General features: G+C 37.9%; 1 protein-coding gene. It reads right to left on the bottom strand.

Features of this window, described 5'->3' with window-relative positions; all coding sequences use genetic code 11:
• Positions 1–70: 70 nt before the first annotated feature.
• A complete protein-coding gene (locus tag F6K38_RS40980) occupies positions 71–1,396 on the bottom strand; it encodes an ATP-binding protein (RefSeq protein WP_287360566.1) in 1,326 nt (441 codons plus the stop codon).
• Positions 1,397–1,813: the final 417 nt, after the last annotated feature.

Here is a 1,813-nt window from a genome sequence, read left to right as displayed (position 1 = left end):
CGTTTTAACCTCAGATAGGATTCTTGTTCATCTGATCTAAATGTTGTTGAATTTGATGTCAGCATTTTATTCATTGATTCGTTAAATCACGAAGAGCAGATTTAAATTCAGGTGTTCCTTCAATTACAGGGTGAACATCATACCAACGCACAGGATTATTTTCTGCATCAAACTCTCGATATTCCAACACACAACGACGGAATAACAAACTACGATAGTATTCATCATTAGGGATAGACTTGGAAAGAGAAACTTCGGCTAATTTTTGCCATTCTTCAGAACTAACCGCATTACGATAGGTGCTATCTCTGGCATCACTAACCGCCCGCCTCACTATTTTTGTAGTAATCGGGAAATCATCAATATAACGCATTACTGACTGCATTAATAGCATCAACTCTCGCACATGACCACCAGTCATAGCACAAAGCTCAATGCGACTGTCTTGACTATCAAAAATTTGTGTATCAATATCAATCGTAGAGTCAACTAAGTGAATCCTTTTTTCAATAACTTCTTTTAATTTATCTAATCCTTGTGAATAGGGTTTGTTGTCACGGTTTTTTACCATAATCATTGGTAACACTTGAGGAGTATCATAAATATTTCTTAATTCAGTAGCTTGACTGGAATAGGCTAAGGAAATTGGCACTGTATAAACTACGTGACAATTCAACGCTGTTAACTGACTGCTATAATCAAGAAATATTTCCTCGTGACTTGTTCTGTCATTCCCTTTTTCCAAGGGGATAATTCTATCTAAGTTATCTGCGATTACAACTATGTTGGATTTTTCCTCAGGTAATTTATGTTGAGCATCTTTAATAAATTCATTTAACGCTGCAATCAACGAGACACTATAATTATCAACCTGTTTTCTAATGGTTTCACGGCTACTAGGATTGCGTCTTAAGGTTGTAGTCAATTTGCTAAAAATCTGAATTTGAGCTTCAACCGTTAATTTTTCAAATTCCACCTCCGATAATGCCAAATCCTTTAATTCAGTCCACCGAGACTCTAACCAATTTAATAACGGATTAGGAGCAGCATAATCTTTAAGTTTCTCTAAAATATTACGAGTACAAGCTAAAAGTATATCTGTATATTGAGCATCGATTTCATCAATATCTCCTTCCGTTGCTGGAAAATAAACCACAAAGCAGCCATTCTTCTGCAAATAATCTTCCAGACGCAATAACTCCGTTGATTTCCCCACACCCCGATGTCCAGTATAAAGTTGACAAGTCGCTTGGTCTGAAAAGATGATCGTTTTACCAATTTCCCGGAAAATATTGTCATCTCCCCTGACTTCACTACAGTTTACATAAGCGGGATCGTTGGCTGGTAAGGGATAAAATGGTTGAAATTTATTGTAGATTTTTTTTATTAAGCTCATGGGGGTGGATGTTGATAAAGGGGTTATAATTTAGGTTTTTAGGGAGCAGGGAGCAGGGAGCAGGGAGTAGGGAGTAGGGAGTAGGGAGTAGGGAAGATGGAAAAAATTAAATGGCAATTGCCCTATGGCTGCCTGGTAATGATCCTATTATAAAATATAGCAAGTCTTATACCCATGAGGTACAAAGTTCTGGTTTTTAGGGAGCAGGGAGCAGGGAGCAGGGAGCAGTGCGTAGGGTGGGCAAAGTGATCTTATCTAGAATTGTTAAAACAACCAAAGGGTTTTTGCCCACCCTACTTACTATTGCGTCATTGCTCAATCTTGGGTAAAATCCTCAAAGGTTCTAACTTTCAGAGCTTCTTGGAAATAAGCGTTGGCAAGTTCAATATTCTGTGCTTTCTCACCTTTGATGCGGTA

This window comes from Moorena sp. SIO3B2, from assembly GCF_010692525.1.
Lineage (GTDB): Bacteria > Cyanobacteriota > Cyanobacteriia > Cyanobacteriales > Coleofasciculaceae > Moorena > Moorena producens.
Note: the sequence above shows the minus strand (reverse complement) of the source record. Positions and strands in the feature narration are given on the sequence as shown.